Below are 14,844 nucleotides of genomic sequence, written 5' to 3' on the forward strand. Positions count from 1 at the left end.
GTCAGTTCTCCCGCCAGACGGCGATCCGCCAACGTGCGATCCAGCCGAACAGCAGGCCGAAGACCAGGCCGGCCAGGGTGAGGGTGAGCAGCAGGATCCAGCCGCGGCCGAGGCCCATCGCGGCGCCCTCGGGGGCGGGCGAGGAGGAGGTCAGGTCCACGGTCAGCTCCAGCGGCATGCCGGGGTCGGCCTGCACGCCGGCCTGCGGGGCCAGCGAGTTGCTGACGACCAGGCAGACGGTGGTGGTCGGCTTCTCCTTCGAGGAGCCCGAGGAGGAGGTCGGGCTCGCCGTGACGTAGCCCTTGGAGTCGTCGGTGGACCAGCGCAGGCCGGTGGAGATCACGTCGGTGCGGCTGCTGCCGGCGTCGGTGCCGCGGACCAGCTCCTGGCCGGTCGCGCTGGTGGCCTGCAGCAGGACGCCGTAGTCCCGGGCCGTCGGGCGGTCGAGTGCGACGCTGACGGAGGCGCGCAGCTCCTGGCCGGCCTTGACCGGGACCTTGTAGACGCGGTGCTCGGAGAACTTCTCGCGGTCGGTGTAGACGCCCGGGGCGAGCACCGGGGCGCTCTCGCACTTGTCGGTGCCGGCGGTCTTGACCGGGGTCACCGTGTAGGTGTCGTTGGAGCGGTCGACGAGCTGCTTCACCTTGTCGGTGAGCTGCTCCTGGGTGCGGACGTCGGTGTAGGTGCCGCCGGTCGCGTTGGCGATGCAGAGCAGCTGCTGGCGGGTCTTGTCGTCGTGGGCCAGACCGAGGGTGTCGACGACCAGGTGGATGCCCTGGGAGGCGAGTTCGCGGGCGACGTCACAGGGGTCGGGCGGGGTGCAGGTGTCCTCGCCGTCGGTGATCAGCACCACCCGGCGGGTGGTCTCGCCCTTGCCGAGGTCCTGGGCGGCGCCGCGCAGGGCCAGGCCGATCGGGGTCCAGCCGGTGGGCCGCAGGGTGGCGACCGCGGTCTTGGCCTCGACCTTGTTGGTCTTCCCGACCGGGAAGAGCTGCTTGGTGTCCTGGCAGCCGAGGTTCTTGTCGTTGCCGGGGTAGGTCGCGCCCAGCGTGCGGATGCCGAACTCGGTCTCCGCGGGCAGCGCGTCGATCACCTCGTTCAGCGACTGCTGGGCCACCGAGATGCGGCTCTTGCCCTGGATGTCGGTGGCGGTCATGGAGCCGCTGACGTCCAGGACGAGGTCGACCCGGGGGGCCTCCTTGGGGGCTGGGGCGGCGCCGGCTGATGGTTCGTCGGCGTGGGCGGGCAGGCCGAGGAGCAGCGAGGCGCCCGTTATCGCCAGGGCGGCCAGCAGGCTGCCGAGCCTGGTCTGTGGTCGTCGTCCGGTAGTCACCCGGCCGATCCTAGGGATCATCAGTTCGCCGTGGCGAAACGAGTCCGGACCGTGCGTCGGGCCGCTCCGGCGTGAACTCCGGCACGGGGGCGGCGAATCGGCGCCCGCCCGGGCTTCGTGCGCGCGCGGTCGACCGGGCCGTCGGGCCGGGCCGTGCGGGAGGGCCGCGGCTGCGCAGCGCCCGCCTCATTGGTCCCGGCGGTGCTCGGCGGATGCATCCCGGCCCCCGGAACGGCTCTGAGCTGCTGCTTTAGCTGCTCGCCGGTAGATGCGCCGTTTGCGAAGTGTCCGGTTTGTGCATCGATATGTGCCGATTTGGACAATGCGCGTACCCGGACTGTTCGTTTGCGACACTGGTGCTTTCGCCGGGTACTGTCCCATCTTTGTTCGGTTGGTCCGCAATGACTCCCATCGGTGGTGTCGGGTGGCCAGCCGACACCACACCCTCCCCCGTCTAGAAGGACCGCAGTTTTGGCCAGCAACACCCTTGGTGCGCGTCTGCTGCGACGCAAGCCCGTCTCGACACTGATCGCGGAGAGCGAGGGGCGCGACGCCCTTCCGGCCGGCGCGCCCGAGGAGGGCGGTCGCTCCGGCATCCACCTGCGCCGCTCGATCGGCCTCTGGCAGCTCTCCTCGATCGGCATCGGCGCCACCATCGGCACCGGCATCTTCTTCGTGCTGAACACCGCGGTGCCCTCGGCCGGCCCGGCCGTGATCCTGTCCTTCGTGATCGCCGCGGTCACCGCCGGACTCACCGCGCTCTGCTACGCCGAGATGGCCTCCGCGATCCCGGTCTCCGGCTCCTCGTACTCCTACGCCTACGCCACCCTCGGCGAGGGCGTGGCCTTCGGCGTCGGCATCTGCCTGCTGATGGAGTACGGCGTCTCCGCCTCCGCGATCGCCGTCAGCTGGGCCGAGTACCTGAACAAGTTCCTCGACCTGGCCTTCGGGTTCAAGATCCCCGAGCAGCTCGCCGGCGCGCCGGACAGCACCCACTGGTTCAACCTGCCGGCGCTGCTGCTGGTCGCGATGGTCTGCGTCCTGCTGATCCGCGGCGTCAGCGAGTCGGTGAAGGTCAACGCGGCCATGGTCGCGATCAAGATCGTCATCCTGCTGCTGTTCATCGGCGTGGCCCTGACCGGCTTCCACTCCGGCAACCTGACCCCGTTCATGCCGCTCGGCATCGGCGGCGTGCAGGTCGCCGCGTCCAGCATCTTCTTCTCCTTCATCGGCCTGGACGCCGTGTCCACCGCCGGTGAGGAGGTCAAGAACCCGCGCCGCACCCTGCCGCTGGCGATCATCATCTCGCTGGTCGTGGTGACCGTGCTCTACATCCTGGTCGCGCTGGCCGGCATCGGCGCCCAGCCCTGGGACAAGTTCGACGGCCAGGAGGCCGGCCTCGCCCAGATCCTCCAGGACATCACCGGCCAGAGCTGGCCCGCGATGGTCTTCGCGATCGGCGCGATCCTCTCGATCTTCAGCATCACCCTCGTGGTGATCTACGGCCAGACCCGCATCCTGTACTCGATGGGCCGCGACGGCATGCTGCCCAAGCGCTTCGCCCAGCTCTCCCCGCGCACCGGCACCCCGGTCTGGAACACCATCGTGGTCGGCCTCGGCGTGGGCGCGCTGGCCGCGTTCATCCCGCTGAACGTCCTGGCCGACATCACCAGCCTCGGGACGCTCATCGCCTTCTCGGTCGTCTCGATCGGCGTGATCGTGCTGCGCCGCACCCAGCCCGACCTGCCGCGCGGCTTCAAGGTGCCCGGCTACCCGGTCGTCCCGCTGGTCAGCGTCGCCTTCTGCATCTACCTGATCACCGGCCTGCACGCCGACACCTTCCGGGCCGGCGCGATCGCCCTCGCCGTCGCCGTGGTCGTGTACTTCGGCTACAGCATCAAGCACTCGCGCCTGGAGCAGGCCGAGGAACCGGCAGTCGCGGCCGACCAGACCGCCGGCTGACCCGCAGGCGAATCCGACGTGAAGGGCCGCCGACCGACTGGACACCCGGCGGCCCTTTTCGTGCCATCACCCGCCCAGTGCCCCACGCCATGGCGACAGGGCCGGGCCCACACCCATAACCTTCCACCATGGTGAGCACCCGCACGCCCGGCTACTCCCGCCCAGGCGGCCGCTTCACCGGCCGCCGCAGAACGCCGGCGCAGACCTTCGTGACCGAGACGTCGTCCAGACCCGGACGACCGCCGAGAGGCTTCTCGGTCCGCCCCTTCCCCCGCCAGCGTGGCGAAAGCACCTTTCCGCCCACGCCCGAACGACTGAATCCCGCCGGACTCGCCTCGCTGCGGTCCGTCCAACTCCTCGGCTGCCTGATCGCCGCCGGCTGGGCCGCCGCCTTCCCGCTGGTCTCCGACCTGGCCAACCAGCGGCTGTGGGGCCTGATCGCGGCCCCCGCCTACGCCCTGGCCGGGCTGCTCTGCCTGACCCTGCCGCGGCGCTTCGCGGCCCACGCGGCCGCCGCGGTCGCCCTCGTCGGCGCCGTCCTCGTACCGCTCGGACTGCTCGCCCTGCACGGCCGCCACCAGTCCGAGGTCATGGTGGTCGAACGCTCGGCCCACCTGCTGCTCACCACCGGCGACGCCTACCTGCCCCACCCGGTGGTGGTCACCGACTACAACCCGTACCTGCCAGCGATGGCCCTGTTCGGGCTGCCGCGCCAAGTGCTCGGCGACTCCACCGCCTTCGCCAGGGTCGCCGGGGACGCCCGGATCTGGTTCGCGCTCACCTTCTTCGCCTGCCTGCTGGCCGCCTGGCGCCTGCTGCGGCCCTCCAGGGACCGCGCGCCGCTGCTGCCGCTGGCCGTCCTCACCGCCTCGCCGCTGATAGCGCTCGCCCTGGTGGTCGGCGGGGTGGACCTGCCGCTGATCGGCGTCTGCTGCCTGGCCATGGCGCTCGCCGAGCGGGACCGCACCGTCGGCGCCGGGCTGGTGCTCGCCCTCGCCTGCACCCTGAAGTGGACGGCCTGGCCCGCGCTGCCGGTCGCCGTCCTGCTGCTCTGGCGGCTGTACGGCCGCCGGCCCGCCGCCCGGACCGCACTGATCGGGGTCGGGGTGAGCACGGCGGTGATCCTGCCGTCCGTCCTGACCCAGGCGGACGCGCTGCGCGAACAGGTGGTGCGCTTCCCGCTCGGGATGACCGCGATCCGCACCCCGGCGGGCAGTCCGCTGCCCGGCAAGGTGCTGGCCGGCTTCGGGCCGACCGGGCACACCATCTCGCTGGCCCTGATGACCGTGGCCCTGGTCGGGGTGGCGATCTGGCTGCTGGCCCGGCCGCCGGTCTCCGCGATCGCCGCGGCCGACCTGCTGGCCGCCGGGCTGGCGATCGCCTTCATGCTCGCCCCGGCCGGGCGGTTCGGGTACCTCGCGCTGCCGGTGGTGCTGATGATCTGGCCCCGGCTGGCGGCCCGGCGCTGGAGCAGCCGGCGCCCCGCCCCGCCCGGCCGGGTGCCGGAGACGCCGGAGCCCGCCCTGCCGCGGAGCTGAGGCGGGGCGGGCTCGGGACGGAGGCTGCTAGCGGCCGGCGGCGGCCTTCAGGAGGGAGGCCACCGCCGGGCCGGCCGCGTCGACGCCGTGGCCGCCGCCCTGGACCTCGGCGGCCACCGCGATGTTGCCGCGGAAGGCGGTGAACCAGCTGTTGGTGGTGGACGCGCCCTGGACCTCGGCGGAGCCGGTCTTGGCGCCCGCGTTGTCGGTGATCCCGGCCATCACCTGGCTGGCCGTACCGCCGACCGCGGTGGCGTTCATCATCGCGCGCAGCTTGCCGGCGACGTCCGGCGAGATCTGGCGGGCCGCCGCCTGCTGCGGCAGACCGGCCACCAGGATCGGCTGCTTGAACGCCCCGCTCTGGACGGTGGCGGTGATCGAGGCGATGGCCAGCGGGTTCATCTGGACCTTGCCCTGGCCGATGTAGTTCATGGCCTGCTCGTCCTTGCTGCCCGGCGTCGGCGGAACCTTGCCGTCGGCGTTCGGCAGGCCGGTCTTCCACTCCAGGCCGATGCCGAACACGTCCTTGGCCGTGGCGGACAGCGTCTCCGGCTTGAGGCTGGTCAGACCCTGGTTGATGAAGGCGGTGTTGCAGGACACCATGAAGTCCTGCTGGAGCGTGTTGTTCGGGAACGCACCCGGGAAGTCGTTGGGGATCGGGACCGAGTTGCTGCTCTTCTCGGGGCAGGCCACCACGCTGTCCGGGTTGATCCCGGCCTCCAGCAGCGCCGCCGAGGTGACGATCTTCATCGTCGAACCCGGCGCGAGCAGCCCGGTGAAGGCCCGGTTCTGACCGTTGGCGGGCGAGTTGGCGAAGGCCAGCACCTGGCCGGTGCTCGGCTCGATCGCCACGATGGAGCCGGGCTTGCTGCCGAGGTCGGTCATCGCCTTCTCGGCGGCGGCCTGGACGGTGCTGTCGATGGTCACCTTGAACGGCTTGCCGGGCTTCGGCTCGACGATGGTGAAGAGCTTGTCCGCGGCGGCCTTGCCGGCCGGATCGTTGATCACCACGGCCTTGCCGGAGTCCTGGTCCCGGGTCGGGTCCGGCGGGAGCAGCTTCTGGGCGTTGTCCTGCACGGTGGCCATCAGTGCCGGGGTGAGCGAGGCCGCCTGCAGCGGCTTGCCGTTGCGGTCCACCACGGTGGACGGCGGGGCGAAGACCTGCTGGACGGCGATCGTCTCGTTGCCGGACAGGTGGGGGTGGATCACCGTCGGCGCCCAGTGCACGGCCGGGGTGTTGTCGCTCATCTTCACGACGCCCAGGAAGCCCTGGTAGTCCCAGGCCCGGTTGGTGCCCTCGAACTCGGCGCGGGCCTTGAAGCTCATCAGCGTGCCGGTGGGCCCGGGGGCTGCGGTGGCGGACGGCGAGTCGGTGGCGCCCGGGGTGCTGCCGGCCGACGGCGTCGCGGAGGCCCCGGCGGCGGGCTTGGCCGGGGCCGGGCTGCCGGTGGCCGCGGTGAAGACCTGCTGGGTGGTCGGACCGGTCGGGGTGAGGGTCAGCGCGCTCGGCTTCACCTGGTCACGGAAGGCGGTCAGCGCGGTGGTGGCCGCGGCCGGGTCGTCGGTCAGCGAGGCCGCCTTGGCGATGTCGCCGGACGCCCAGGCCGCCAGGAAGTCCTTCGCGCCGGCCGCCGCCTGATCGGCCGAGGGCGGTTCGGCGACCACCGTGCGGGGCTTGGCGCCGCCGGAATCCGAGCCGCCCATCAGGCTGTACGCGGCGTAACCGCCGCCCGCGAGGACGACGATGGACACGCCGGTGATGATGCCGATCTTCGCGCCACTGCGCATGGTGCAGTTCCCCCAGGGGTCTCGCGGCCGGGCGCAACCGGCCGGAGCCGGAAACGCGTTACGCCCCCACCCTAGGCAGGCGGAATCGGTGCGCCGACGAAACGCCCGGGACTTGTGACGGATCTGGTACGTGTCGTGCACCGCATACGGACGATTCGGGGGGACACGGTGTCGGCCGGAGCGCGCGGCCGGCCGTCCGGGGGGGGGCAAGCCCGGTGCTCAGATCCAGCTGTTGAACCACATCCGGCGGCGCCAGTCGTCCAGCGGGATGGTCTGGCCGGTGAAGAGCGGGAAGAAGAACAGGAAGTTCCAGACGATCAGCAGCACCAGCAGGCCGGCCGTCGCGGAGCCGATGATCCGGCGGTCCCGGGAGGCGCCGGGCGGGCCGATCAGGGCGCCGACCAGCATCGTCACCGCGAGCACCAGGAACGGGACGAAGACCACCGCGTAGAAGAGGAAGATCGTCCGCTGCTGGTAGGCGAACCACGGCAGGTAGCCCGCGGCCAGGCCGCACAGCAGCGCGCCGGCCCGCCAGTCCCGCCGGAACGCCCAGCGCCACAGGCAGTAGACCAGGGCCACCACGGCCGTCCACCACAGCAGCGGGGTGCCGATGCCCAGCACCTCGCGGGCGCAGTCGGCGACGGTGCAGCCGGCCTGTCCCTGCTTGGCGGACTCGTAGTAGAAGGAGACCGGCCGGCCCAGCACCAGCCAGGACCAGGGGTTGGACTGGTAGGTGTGCGGGTCGCTCAGGTGGGTGTGGAACTCGTAGACCGTCGAGTGGTAGTGCCACAGGGCGCGCAGGCCCTCGGGTATCCACGGGAAGTCCGTGGAGCGACCGACCGCCCAGTCCCGGCCCCAGCCGCCCTTCCCCGGGGCGTTGCTGCTGGCGAACCAGCCCCACCAGGACGCGACGTAGACCGACAGCGAGACCACGACGACCGAGAAGAAGGCCGGCACCACGTCCCGGGCGAGCACCGCCCGGAACGGGTGCGGGGCGCCGGCCAGGCGGCGGGCGCCGACGTCCCAGAGCACGCTCATCAGGCCGAAGGCCGCCATCACGTACAGGCCGCTCCACTTGGTGGCGCAGGTCAGGCCGATGCAGACGCCGGCCGCGATCCGGTACGGGCGCCAGCCCAGGTTCACCCGCTGGGCGAGCCCGGCGTTCTCGACCCCGCCCAGCTTCCCGGCCAGTACGCCCCTGGTCCGGTCGCGGTCCAGCAGCAGGAAGCCGAAGGCGGCGACGATCCAGAACATCACCACCAGGTCGAGCAGGGCGGCCCGGCTGAGGACCAGGTGCAGGCCGTCCACCGAGAGCAGCAGGCCGGCCACGCAGCCCAGCAGGGTCGACCGGAACATCCGGCGGGCGATCCGGGCCAGCATCAGCACCGACAGGGTGCCGAGCAGGGCCACCGCGAAGCGCCAGCCGAAGGGGTTCATGCCGAACAGCTGCTCGCCGAAGCCGATGATCCACTTGCCCACCGGCGGGTGCACCACGTACGAGGCCGTCTCCCGGTACGGGACGGCCGCGCCCGGCGTCATGATCGTCGTGTTGGCGTCCTCGGGCCAGCTGATCTCGTAGCCGCCCTGCCAGAGCGCGTACGCGTCCTTGGCGTAGTACGTCTCGTCGAAGATGATCGCGTTCGGCCGGCCCAGGTCGGTGAACCGCAGGAGCCCGGCGAACACCGCCACCGCGATCGGGCCCAGCCAGCCGGACCAGCGGCACAGGAAGTACCAGAGGCCCTGCGGCAGCGAGATGCCGAGCCGCAGCAGCAGCGGCGACTGCGGCACGTCGCGCGGGGTCACCCCGGGGCCGTCCGGCATCGGCGGCACCAGGCGCTCGGCCAGGGGCACCGTCGGGCGGGCGCGGTAGCCGTGGCCGGCCAGCCGCTCGCGCCAGGTCGGCGCCGCGGGGGCGGCGACGGACTCCGCCGGGCGCGGGGACGGCAGGCCGACGCCGCCCCACGCGGAGTGGTCCGTACCGGTGGACGTCTGGGCCGCCGTGTCGCCGTTCATCCGCCACATCGTAGGCGCGCTCTTCGCACGGGCGTCCGCTCCCTCGGAAGCTGCCCGAATCATCACCAAAAGCCCCGCGCGGCGGCAGCTGGAAGGATGGGGGACGTGACAGGAGTTTTGGTTCTCGCAGGCACCCCCATCGGCGACGTCTCGGACGCCCCGCCCCGACTGGTCCACGAACTGGCCACGGCGGACGTCATCGCGGCCGAGGACACCCGCCGGCTGCGCCGGCTCACCCAGGCGCTCGGGGTGACCCCGGCCGGCCGGGTCGTCTCCTACTTCGAGGGCAACGAGGTCGGTCGCACCCCCGAACTCGTCGAAGCACTGACAGGCGGTGCCCGGGTGCTGCTGGTCACCGACGCCGGCATGCCCTCGGTCTCCGACCCCGGCTACCGGCTGGTCGCCGCGGCCGTCGAGGCGGACGTCAAGGTCACCGCGGTGCCCGGACCGTCCGCGGTGCTCACCGCGCTCGCGCTGTCCGGCCTCCCGGTCGACCGCTTCACCTTCGAGGGTTTCCTCCCGCGCAAGACCGGCGACCGGGCCCGGCAGCTCGCCTCGATCGCCGCCGAGCCGCGCACCATGGTCTTCTTCGAGGCGCCGCACCGCATCGCCGAGGCGCTGGCCGCGATGGCCGAGGCGTTCGGACCGGAACGCCCGGCCGCCGTCTGCCGCGAGCTCACCAAGACCTACGAGGAGGTCAAGCGCGGGCCGATCGGCGAGCTGGCGGCCTGGGCGGCCGACGGCGTCAAGGGCGAGATCACCGTCGTCGTCGCCGGCGCCCCGCCGGCCGCGCCGCAGGAGCTGACCCCGGCCGAGCTGGCCCGGCTGGTGGCCGTGCGCGAGGAGGCGGGGGAGCGGCGCAAGGAGGCCATCGCGGCAGTCGCGGTCGAGCTCTCGCTGCCCAAGCGCGAGGTGTTCGACGCCGTCGTGGCGGCCAAGAAGGAGGGCCTGGACCCGGGCCTGAAAAAGGGGTGAAATCCGGGGGTTGCGTTGCGCACGGGTAGTCGTACCTTGGAGGGAAGGCCCCGGTAAACGCCCGTGGAGCTGAAGTTTCGGTCGCGGTTTTCGGTCCCGGGGAGGCCCTTCGTATAGGGCTCCCCAACCCGCATCCAAGTCTTCACAAGTGGGGCGTCGGCCGAGGTGGTCCGGGCATTTCCTGGAAAGGAAAGACCCAGCCGGGCGAGCGCCCGGCGGGCGCTGGGAGACGGCTATGAGCGAGACGATCGGTAGCCCCCTGAGCACCGCGGGCCTGGCCGGCCGCGGGCACACTCCCGTCGAGACCGTACGGGAGGCCTACTCCTTCGCGTGCCTGCGCTGCGGGTACGGATGGGAGCAGGCGTACGACATCGAGCACCACGCGGCCAAGGACGGGCACGTCGTGTTCGAGTACCACGCCAACGGTGTCCGGGTGCCGTCCCCGCTCCTCAAGCCGACCTGCCCCGGGTGCGGTGGCCACACCGTCCGGATCATGCGCGAGGGCCGGGTGGCCTCCGCCGACCAGCTCTGGCACCACTCCCCCGGCTACCCGGCGCACGCCGAGCCGGCCGGGCCGCCCCCGGCGACCGAGCCCGCCAAGCCGCGCGGACGCTGGGCCCGGTTCTGGGCACGGCTCCTGGGCTGACGCCGCAGGGCAGGGACGGACCGCCCCCGACCGGGACGGAACTCGGTCGAGGGCGGTCCGCCCGCCCGACTAAGCTTTCCGACCATGGCGGCCACTGCAGACCACAGCACCACCGGGACGAGCGCCCCGGCGTACTACGTTTCCACCCCGATCTACTACGTCAACGATCGCCCGCACCTGGGCCACGCGTACACCACCGTGGCGGGCGACGTCCTCACCCGCTGGCACCGCCAGCGCGGCGAGAAGGTGTGGTACCTGACCGGCACCGACGAGCACGGTCAGAAGATCATGCGGACCGCCGAGGCGAACGGCGTCAGCCCGCAGGAGTGGTGCGACAAGCTGGTCGAGGAGGCCTGGAAGCCGCTCTGGGAGCACCTGGAGATCGCCAACGACGACTTCATCCGCACCACCCAGCAGCGCCACACCGACCGCGTGCAGGAGTTCGTCCAGGACCTGTACGACAAGGGCGAGATCTACAAGGGCGGCTACTCCGGCCCGTACTGCGTCGGCTGCGAGGAGTACAAGCTCCCCAACGAGCTGCTCGACGGCGCCACCGCGGACGAGAAGCTCTGCCCGATCCACAAGAAGCCGGTGGAGTGGCTGGAGGAGGAGAACTACTTCTTCCGGCTGTCGGCCTACGGCGAGAAGCTGCTGGAGTTCTACGCCGCGAACCCCGGCTTCATCGCCCCCGAGTCCGCCCGCAACGAGGTGCTGCGGTTCGTCGAGCAGGGCCTGCAGGACCTCTCGATCTCCCGCTCCACCTTCAACTGGGGCGTGCCGCTGCCCTGGGACGAGAAGCACGTCCTCTACGTGTGGGTCGACGCGCTGCAGAACTACATCACCGCGGCCGGCTACGGCAGCGACCCGGAGCGCTTCGCCGAGCTGTGGCCGGCCTCCGTCCACCTGGTCGGCAAGGACATCCTCCGCTTCCACGCCGTCATCTGGCCCGCCATGCTGATGGCGGCCGGCCTGCCGCTGCCCAAGCGCGTCGTGGCCAACGGCTGGCTGATGGTCGGCGGCGAGAAGATGTCGAAGTCCAACCTGACCGGCATCGCGCCCACCGACCTGACCTCGCACTTCGGCGTGGACGCGTACCGCTACTACTTCCTGCGGGCGATCCCGTTCGGCACGGACGGCTCGTTCTCCTGGGAGGACTTCACCGCCCGCTACACCTCCGAGCTCGCCAACGACTTCGGCAACCTGGCCTCCCGGGTCGCCGCGATGGTCGGCAAGTACTTCGACGGGGCGCTGCCCGCCGCCACCGCGCCCGGTGACGCCGAGCAGGCCGTCGCGGACGGGCTGGCCAAGGCCGTCGAGACGGCCGACCGGAAGATCGGCGAGGAGCTGGACTTCGCCGGCGGCCTGGCGGCGATCTTCGAGTTCGTCAAGCAGGTCAACGGCTACATCACCGAGCAGGAGCCCTGGAAGGTCGCCAAGGACGACTCGGAGGAGGGCCGGGCGCGCCTCGCGACCATCCTCTACACCGCCGCCGAGTCGCTGCGCGCCACCGCCGTCCTGCTCAACCCGGTGATGCCGTCCACCGCCGAGAAGCTGTGGGCCTCGCTCGGCGCCGACGCCGCCGGGCTGGGCGCGCTGTCCGCGCAGACCATCGCCACCGTGGCCGACTGGGGCCGGCTGCCCGCCGGCGCCACCGTCACCAAGGGCGAGATCCTCTTCCCGCGCCTCGAAGAGAAGCCGGCCGCCTGACATGGCCGCCAAGGACGACGACCGGTCGACCCCGCCGCCGCTGCCGGAACCCCTGGCAGTGGCGGTGGCCGACTCGCACACCCACCTCGACATGCAGTCCGGCACCCCGGCCGAAGGCCTGGCCCGCGCCGCCTCCGTCGGGGTCACCACAGTGGTCCAGGTGGGCTGCGACGTACCCGGTTCGCGCTGGGCCGCCGAGCTGGCGGCCCAGTACGAGCAGGTGCACGCGGCCGTCGCCCTGCACCCGAACGAGGCGCCGCGGATCTTCCTCGGCGACGCGGACGGATGGTCCGGCCAGCAGCGCAAGGCCGGCGGCGCCGCCGCCCTGGACGAGGCGCTCGCCGAGATCGACCGGCTCGCCGCCCTGCCGCAGGTGCTCGCGGTCGGCGAGACCGGGCTCGACTACTTCCGCACCGGGCCGGAGGGCGTGGAGATCCAGAAGGAGTCGTTCCGCCGCCACATCGAGATGGCCAAGCGGCACGGCAAGGCCCTGGTCATCCACGACCGGGACGCCCACGAGGACGTCATCGCCGTCCTGCTGGCCGAAGGCGCCCCGGAGCGGACCGTCTTCCACTGCTACTCCGGCGACGCCGAGATGGCCAAGACCTGCGCCGAGCACGGCTGGTACCTGTCCTTCGCGGGGCCGGTCACCTTCAAGGCCAACCAGCCGCTGCGGGACGCACTGCTCGCCACCCCGCTCGACCGGATCCTGGTCGAGACCGACGCCCCCTTCCTCACCCCGCACCCCTACCGCGGCCGGCCCAACGCCCCGTACCTGATACCGGTCACGGTGCGCTCGATGGCCGCCACCCTGGGGCTGCACGAGGACGAGCTGTCGGCGGCCGTCGCGGAGAACACGGCGCGGGCCTTCGGGTACTGACACGCGGCGCGGGGCCCCGGGTGCCCGGAACCCGGGCCCCGCCCGCGCCCGTATCCTTGGCGCGTGAGCACCACCGACCCCACCCCTGACAGCCACCTGCTGGGCGCCGCCGACATCCGGGAGCTGGCGGCCGCGTTCGGCGTGAAGCCGACCAAGCAGCGCGGACAGAACTTCGTCATCGACGGCAACACCGTGCGGCGCATCGTCCGGGCCGCCGAAGTGACCGAGCAGGACGCGGTGGTGGAGGTCGGGCCGGGGCTCGGCTCGCTGACGCTCGCGCTGCTCGACGTGGCGCGGCACGTGACCGCGGTCGAGATCGATCCCGTGCTGGCGCAGCACCTGCCGGACACCGTCGCGGGCCGGATGCCCGCCAAGGCGGACGCCTTCGACCTGGTGTTCAGCGACGCCATGGAGGTCACCGAGCTGCCCGGGCCCGCGCCCACCGCGCTCGTCGCCAACCTCCCCTACAACGTGGCCGTGCCCGTCCTGCTGCACATGCTCGCCACCTTCCCGAGCATCGAGCGGACCCTGGTGATGGTGCAGAGCGAGGTCGCCGACCGGCTCGCCGCCAAGCCGGGCAACAAGGTGTACGGCGTCCCGTCGGTCAAGGCCAACTGGTACGCCGACGTGAAGCGGGCCGGCGCCATCGGGCGGAACGTCTTCTGGCCCGCCCCCAACGTCGACTCCGGGCTGGTCTCGCTGATCCGCCGCGAGCCGCCCAAGACCAGCGCCAGCCGCGCGGAGGTCTTCGCCGTCGTCGACGCCGCGTTCGCCCAGCGCCGCAAGACCCTGCGCGCCGCCCTGGCCGGCTGGGCCGGCTCCGCCGCCGGGGCCGAGCAGGCGCTCGCTGCCGCCGGGATCGACCACAAGCTGCGCGGCGAGATGCTGACCGTGGAGCAGTTCGCCGCCATCGCCGAGCACAAGCCCCAGAAGGACAAGGACAGCGAGTGATCACCGTACGGGTGCCGGCCAAGGTCAACGTCCAGCTGGGGGTCGGCGGCCTGCGCGCCGACGGCTTCCACGACCTGACCAACGTCTTCTTCGCCGTCGCCCTCGGCGACGAGGTCACCGCCACCCCGGGTGAGGGCGTCACCCTGACCTGCTCCGGGTCGGACGCCGCCGTCGTTCCGCTCGACGACAGCAACCTCGCCGCCCGCGCCGCCCGGCTGCTCGCCGCCCACCACGGCATCGCCGACCCGGGCGTGCACCTGCACATCGCCAAGGCCATCCCGGTGGCCGGCGGCATGGCCGGCGGCAGCGCCGACGGTGCGGCCGCGCTGGTCGCCTGCGACGCGCTGTGGCAGCTGGACACCCCGTTCGAGACGCTGCTGGAACTGGCCGCGGAGCTGGGGTCGGACGTGCCGTTCGCCCTGCTCGGAGGGGTCGCGCTGGGCCGCGGCCGGGGCGAGATCCTGGAACCGCTCGCCGTCGAGGGCACCTACCACTGGGTCTTCGCCGTCGCCGACGGCGGCCTGTCCACCCCCGCCGTCTTCCGCGAGTGCGACCGGCTCCGCGAAGAGGCCGGCACCGGCTCCAGCGACACCGACGTCCCCACCCCCGCCGCCGACCCGGCCCTGCTCGCCGCACTCGCCGGAGGCGACGCCGTCGCCCTGGCCGGCGTGCTCGCCAACGACCTCCAGCCCGCCGCGCTCTCGCTGCGCCCCTCGCTCGCGGACACCCTGCGGGCCGGCACCGAAGCGGGCGCCCTCGGGGCACTGGTCTCCGGCTCCGGACCGACCTGCGCCTTCCTCGCCAAGGACGCCGACGCGGCCGCCGCCGTCGCCGCGGCGCTGCGGGCCTCCGGCACCTGCCGGACGGCTCACGCAACCTACGGGCCGGTGCCGGGGGCCGCGCTGCTCCCGGAGTAACGGGGCGGGCGGCGCGGCGAGGCGTCGGCGCTGCAGCAGCGCGGTGAGGCCGCCGCTGCGGGCCCATTAGGCTGGGGAGATCGGGGTGTCCCCGATTCAGGGGCGGCGGGCCGCCCCGCGACCGCCGAACCCAG

Annotated in this window: 11 protein-coding genes; 8 read left to right on the top strand and 3 right to left on the bottom strand. The window is 72.4% G+C overall.

What is annotated here, in order from left to right:
- Position 1: 1 nt before the first annotated feature.
- Positions 2-1,333, bottom strand: a complete 1,332-nt coding sequence (locus ACIRST_RS30535; RefSeq protein ID WP_396552462.1) for a VWA domain-containing protein — start codon at positions 1,331-1,333, stop codon at positions 2-4.
- Positions 1,334-1,804: 471 nt separating this feature from the next.
- Here ACIRST_RS30535 and ACIRST_RS30540 point away from each other — a divergent pair, with 471 nt between their 5' ends.
- Positions 1,805-3,295 (top strand): amino acid permease, encoded by a 1,491-nt coding sequence (locus tag ACIRST_RS30540; protein ID WP_402806060.1) that lies wholly within the window; start codon positions 1,805-1,807, stop codon positions 3,293-3,295.
- 128 nt (positions 3,296-3,423) lie between these two features.
- Positions 3,424-4,833, top strand: coding sequence for a glycosyltransferase 87 family protein (locus ACIRST_RS30545; RefSeq protein ID WP_350525976.1), 1,410 nt, complete (start codon positions 3,424-3,426; stop codon positions 4,831-4,833).
- A 27-nt stretch (positions 4,834-4,860) separates the two neighbouring features.
- Here the strand turns inward: ACIRST_RS30545 and ACIRST_RS30550 are convergent, their stop codons facing one another.
- Both ACIRST_RS30550 and ACIRST_RS30555 read right to left on the bottom strand, forming a co-directional pair.
- Positions 4,861-6,621, bottom strand: coding sequence for a penicillin-binding transpeptidase domain-containing protein (locus ACIRST_RS30550; RefSeq protein ID WP_350525977.1), 1,761 nt, complete (start codon positions 6,619-6,621; stop codon positions 4,861-4,863).
- A 219-nt stretch (positions 6,622-6,840) separates the two neighbouring features.
- A complete protein-coding gene (locus ACIRST_RS30555) occupies positions 6,841-8,643 on the bottom strand; it encodes a dolichyl-phosphate-mannose--protein mannosyltransferase (protein WP_402806065.1) in 1,803 nt (600 codons plus the stop codon).
- A gap of 96 nt (positions 8,644-8,739) precedes the next feature.
- Here ACIRST_RS30555 and rsmI point away from each other — a divergent pair, with 96 nt between their 5' ends.
- The 6 genes from rsmI to ACIRST_RS30585 all read left to right on the top strand — a co-directional run bounded on the left by rsmI (position 8,740) and on the right by ACIRST_RS30585 (position 14,710).
- Positions 8,740-9,609 carry a 16S rRNA (cytidine(1402)-2'-O)-methyltransferase gene (gene rsmI / locus ACIRST_RS30560; protein WP_350525979.1) on the top strand — a complete coding sequence of 290 codons (870 nt, stop codon included), beginning with the start codon at positions 8,740-8,742 and terminating at the stop codon, positions 9,607-9,609.
- Positions 9,610-9,844: 235 nt separating this feature from the next.
- The gene (locus ACIRST_RS30565; protein ID WP_350525980.1) at positions 9,845-10,255 is read left to right on the top strand and encodes a hypothetical protein; all 411 of its coding nucleotides are present in this window, start codon (positions 9,845-9,847) and stop codon (positions 10,253-10,255) included.
- Between the two features lie 84 nt (positions 10,256-10,339).
- Positions 10,340-11,962, top strand: coding sequence for a methionine--tRNA ligase (gene metG, locus ACIRST_RS30570; RefSeq protein ID WP_350525981.1), 1,623 nt, complete (start codon positions 10,340-10,342; stop codon positions 11,960-11,962).
- A 1-nt stretch (position 11,963) separates the two neighbouring features.
- Positions 11,964-12,842 carry a TatD family hydrolase gene (locus ACIRST_RS30575; protein ID WP_350525982.1) on the top strand — a complete coding sequence of 293 codons (879 nt, stop codon included), beginning with the start codon at positions 11,964-11,966 and terminating at the stop codon, positions 12,840-12,842.
- Positions 12,843-12,905: 63 nt separating this feature from the next.
- A complete protein-coding gene (gene rsmA, locus ACIRST_RS30580) occupies positions 12,906-13,793 on the top strand; it encodes a 16S rRNA (adenine(1518)-N(6)/adenine(1519)-N(6))-dimethyltransferase RsmA (RefSeq protein WP_402806069.1) in 888 nt (295 codons plus the stop codon).
- Entirely contained in the window at positions 13,790-14,710 is a 921-nt protein-coding gene (locus ACIRST_RS30585) for a 4-(cytidine 5'-diphospho)-2-C-methyl-D-erythritol kinase (RefSeq protein WP_402806071.1), read from the top strand. The genes rsmA and ACIRST_RS30585 overlap by 4 nt, the downstream gene beginning before the upstream one ends.
- Positions 14,711-14,844: the final 134 nt, after the last annotated feature.

Origin of the sequence: Kitasatospora sp. NPDC101447, assembly GCF_044767225.1 — a bacterium.
GTDB lineage: Bacteria > Actinomycetota > Actinomycetes > Streptomycetales > Streptomycetaceae > Kitasatospora.